Source organism: Myxococcota bacterium, from assembly GCA_035498015.1.
Lineage (GTDB): Bacteria > Myxococcota_A > UBA9160 > SZUA-336 > SZUA-336 > VGRW01.
Genome location: DATKAO010000011.1, coordinates 1 through 4,002 on the forward strand (window position 1 = coordinate 1; position 4,002 = coordinate 4,002).

The 4,002-nt window shown below is 73.9% G+C and carries 6 protein-coding genes; 1 reads left to right on the forward strand and 5 read right to left on the reverse strand.

Annotation, left to right across the window (positions count from 1 at the left end; translation table 11 throughout):
* On the forward strand, positions 1–867 hold an 867-nt coding region (locus VMR86_00755), incomplete at its 5' end, for a coproporphyrinogen-III oxidase family protein (protein HTO05562.1).
* Between the two features lie 5 nt (positions 868–872).
* Here VMR86_00755 and VMR86_00760 read toward each other — a convergent pair.
* The 5 genes from VMR86_00760 to VMR86_00780 form a co-directional block, all read right to left on the reverse strand.
* Positions 873–1,406, reverse strand: a complete 534-nt coding sequence (locus VMR86_00760) for a response regulator (protein HTO05563.1) — start codon at positions 1,404–1,406, stop codon at positions 873–875.
* Positions 1,403–2,695, reverse strand: coding sequence for a HAMP domain-containing sensor histidine kinase (locus tag VMR86_00765; protein ID HTO05564.1), 1,293 nt, complete (start codon positions 2,693–2,695; stop codon positions 1,403–1,405). The genes VMR86_00760 and VMR86_00765 overlap by 4 nt, the downstream gene beginning before the upstream one ends.
* Positions 2,696–2,723: 28 nt before the next feature.
* Positions 2,724–3,155, reverse strand: coding sequence for a hypothetical protein (locus VMR86_00770; protein ID HTO05565.1), 432 nt, complete (start codon positions 3,153–3,155; stop codon positions 2,724–2,726).
* A complete protein-coding gene (locus VMR86_00775) occupies positions 3,152–3,709 on the reverse strand; it encodes a hypothetical protein (GenBank protein ID HTO05566.1) in 558 nt (185 codons plus the stop codon). The genes VMR86_00770 and VMR86_00775 overlap by 4 nt, the downstream gene beginning before the upstream one ends.
* The coding region (locus VMR86_00780; protein HTO05567.1) for a hypothetical protein at positions 3,694–4,002 on the reverse strand (309 nt) is incomplete at its 5' end. The genes VMR86_00780 and VMR86_00775, both read right to left, overlap by 16 nt.

Genomic DNA, 4,002 nt, shown 5'->3' on the forward strand with positions numbered 1-4,002 from the left:
ATCACGGTCGAGCTGAACCCGGGCCAGCTCGAGGTCTCGCGCGTGCCCGAGCTGCGCGCCGCGGGAGTGACTCGCCTGTCGGTCGGCTTGCAGTCGGGCGAGGAGCGCGTGCTGCGCCGGCTGGGCCGCGCGCAGAGCGCACAGGAGGCGCTGCGCGGGCTCGAGGCCTGTCTCGGCGCCGGCTTCGCCTCGCTCTCGGCCGACCTGATCTACGGCGCGCCGGAGCAGACGCTCGAGTCACTCGAGCGCGACGTCGAGCGGCTGGTCGCGCTGGGCGTGCCGCACGTCTCGGCGTACGCGCTGACGCTCGAGCCGGGCACGCCGTTCGCGCGTGCCGCGGCGGCGGGACGGCTGCCGCTGCCCGACGAGGACACCGTGGTCGCCATGGCGGCGCTCCTGCGCGCGCACCTGGGCGCGGCGGGCGTGCACCGCTACGAGATCTCGAGCTACGCGCGCGCGGGCCACCGCGCCCGCCACAACCAGCGCTACTGGCTGCGGCGCGACGTGCTGGGTCTCGGGCCCTCGGCCGCGAGCCTCTTGGGCGACCGGCGGCTGTCGAACGCGCGCGGGCTCGGGCCGTGGCGGAGCGCGCTTCGCGCGGGCGAGCTGCCCGCGGTGGAGGACGAGCGCCTGGACCCGGCCGAGGCGCGCCGCGAGGCGCTCTACCTGGGCCTGCGCCAGAGCGACGGCGTGTCGCGGGCCGAGTATCTGCGGCGCTACGGCGGCGCGCCCGAAGCGTTCGCAGGCCCGGAGCTGGGTAGGCTCCGCGCGCGCGGGCTGGTGCAGGACGACTCCGGCTTCCTGCGCCTCACCGAGCGCGGGCTGCTCTTCGCGGACGAGGTGTTTCTCGAGCTCGTAGGGCGTTGACCCGCTCAGCGGCGCGGCGGGGCAGCCGCGAGCTTGCGTTGCAGGGTGCGCCGGTGCAGGCCGAGCAGGCGGGCCGCCTTGGAGATGTTCCCACCGCAGTCGGCGAGCACGCGCTGGATGTGCTCCCACTCGACGCGCTGGAGCGAGGGCACCGTCGCGGCGGGCTCGTCCGCCCCCGCGTGGAACGCGCGCAGCACGTCGTCGGCGTCGACCGGCTTGGTGAGATAGTCGAGCGCGCCTCGGCGCACGGCCTCCGTCGCGGTCGCGATGCTCCCGTAGCCTGTCAGCAGCACGCTCGCGAGCTCCGGGAGCTCGCGCTGCAGATCCGACAGCACGTCGAGCCCGGAGCCGTCGGCCATGCGCAGATCGATCACCGCGCGCTCCGGCTGGAACGAGCGCGCGACGCGCAGCGCCTCCTCGGCCGAGCCCGCGGCGGCGACCTCGTGACCGCGCGCGGCCAGCGAGCGCGCGAGACGGCTCCGGAAGGGCTCGTCGTCGTCGACGACGAGGATGCGCAGCGGCGCCTCGGCCGGCGTCACGGGGCGACCGGCCAGGCAGCCAGCGCCGTGGTGCCGCGGTCGGGAGTGGACTCGAGCTCGAGCTTTCCGCCGAGCCGCTCGGCGTGCAGGCGGACCACGAACAGGCCCAGCCCCGTGCCGCGCCCGGGCGGCCGGGTGGTGAAGAAGGGCTCGCCCGCGCGCTCGAGCACCTCGGGGCTCATGCCGTGACCTTCGTCGCGAACCCGCACCTCGATCTGGCCGCCGTCGAGCGCCACGCGCACGCGTACCGGCGCAGCGCGCGAGGCCTCGAGTGAGTTGTGCACGAGCGGCAGAACCACGGCCTGGAAGTCGGAGCGCAGGCCGAGCTGCGCTCCCGGCGGAGCGGCGATCTCGACCAACAGGCGGCACGCTGCCGGGCCGAGCTCCTTGGGCCCGAGCAGCTCGCGCACGTCCTCGGCCGTGAGCGGCGACGGGTCATTGCCCGCGAGCTGCTCGGCGCGCCCGCTCATGCGGTCCAGGATCGTCCGGCAGCGCTCGACCTCGGAGCGCAGGAGCTTCGCGTCATCGGCCAGCGAGGGGAGCGGCGCACGCTCCTCGACCGCGCGCGACAGGTCGCGGGCGATGACTGCGATCGTCCCGAGCGGCGAGCCCAGCTCGTGCGCCGCGCCGGCCGCGAGGGTCGTGAGAGAAGCGAGCCGCGCGTTGCGCGCCGCCAGCTCACCGATGCGGCGCAGCTCCGCCTCGCGCGCGCGCAGCGTCCGGGCGATGCGCCCGATGAAGAAGGTGATGACCACCGCAACCACGGCGACGGCGACCCACATGCCGAGCGCGTGGAGCTGCAGCGACCCGCCCTCGCTCACGGGCCCGTGCCAGAAGTGGCGGGGCTCGTGCCAGTGGAACATCAGCGCGTAGCCTGCCGCCGACAGCGCTGCGATCCCCCAAGTGACTCGACCGCTGCCCAGCATGGCGGCCATGGCCACGTGGATGGCATAGATCGCGCTGAACGGGTTGTCCGGCCCGCCGCTCTGCTGGAGCAGGAACGTGAACAGGAGCGTGTCGAGCACGAGCGCCGAGGCCGCGACGCCGGACGCGCGCTCCGGGGGAACGCGCAGCCACACGAGCGGCAGATTGGAGAGCGCCGTGATCGCGGGAACGAGCGCGAGCTGCGCGTAGGGCAGCGGCGCCTCCAAGCCGTAGCGCGCGACCGAGAGCGCCACGCACTGGCCCGCCGCGGCGATGAAGCGCAGCGGCACCAGCCAGCGCAGCACGAGGCCGGCGGGGGACTCCGCCGCGAGCGGCGCGCGCGGCTCAGGGGAGGGGAGTGACATCGCGCCCATCATCGTAGCGCGCCGCGAGCTATTGGTTCTGATGCCAGACGATCGTGGTGCCGGTGTGCACCCCGGTCCCGTTCAGCCCGGTGTAGCAGTGGTAGGTCAGCGTGTAGCTGTCGGCTCCCGCGCCCGTCTTGTAGACGATCACGTCGAAGACGCCGCTCGTGCCGTTCACGTAGGTCTGGGGGCTCGGGTTCGTGTCGCCGCTGGTGGGGTCGACCTCGTTGGTGGTCTGCGATCCGCGCTGACCCTGCACGCCGACCAGCGGCGCGCTGCCCGACGTGGTGTCCTGGATCTGCAGGATGAGTGACTGGGGCGGCCCGCTGCCGTCGTCGGAGCAGGTGACCTGGTAGAAATCCGTCGCCGAAGCCGCGGCGCCGAGCGCTCCGGTCTGGGTGTGCGCGGCCGCGCCCGTGGCGAGGGCGAGCGCGAAGGCGATAGCGAGCGCGTACCTCACGACGCGCGCCTCCGCGCAGCGCACGCTGCCAGCGCCGCCAGCGCTGCTGCCAGCGCCCAGCGCACCGCGCCCGGCAGGGCCGGAATGGGCGGCGGGGAGACCGTGATCCCCGCGATCGCGGTGCCGGTGTTCGAGCCCGATCCGTCCGTGCCGGTCTTGCATTGCACCGAGAGCGCGTAGCCGCACAGGCCCGCGCCGCTCTTGTCGACGAACACGTCGTACGCGCCGGCGCCGCCGTTCAAGGCGACCAGCGGGCTCGCGCCGGTGTCCGCGCCGGCGGGGTCGGTGGTGTTGGTGGCTGCGAACGCCTTCTGCACCTGCAGGCTCACGAGCGGTGCGACGGCGGGCGAAGTCTCCTGCACCTGCACCGCGAGCGAGGCCGGCGCGCCCGAGCCGTCGTCCGAGCAAGTGACCTGGTAGTAGTCCACGGCGGCCGCGTCGGACGCGAGGATGCCGGTCTGAGTCGCGCCGTCTGCACTCGCTGCGCGGCCGAGCACGGCCAGCAGCGCAAGCGAGAAGATCGCTGCCCGGGGGCGAGTCAGCGCGGCGTCCACAGGTGCGGCACCGGCAGGTCGCGGTCCACCTGGGTCGCCGACGGAGTCACGGTGAGATCGAAGCCGCCGCCGCAGCCGCCGCCGAGCGGGTTGTTCAAGAGGTCACGATTCACGATGAGCGTGGCCGGCTCGCCGATGCCGTCGATGCTGGCCGCGGCGCCTTTGGTCGCGAGCTGCGAGCCGTTGTCCGGGATCCACAGGTTGAGCTTGTCCCCGCGCACGGGCTGACTTCCCACTGCACACAGATCGGCAATCGCAACCTGGATCAGCAGCCGCTTCGCGCAGGACTCGGC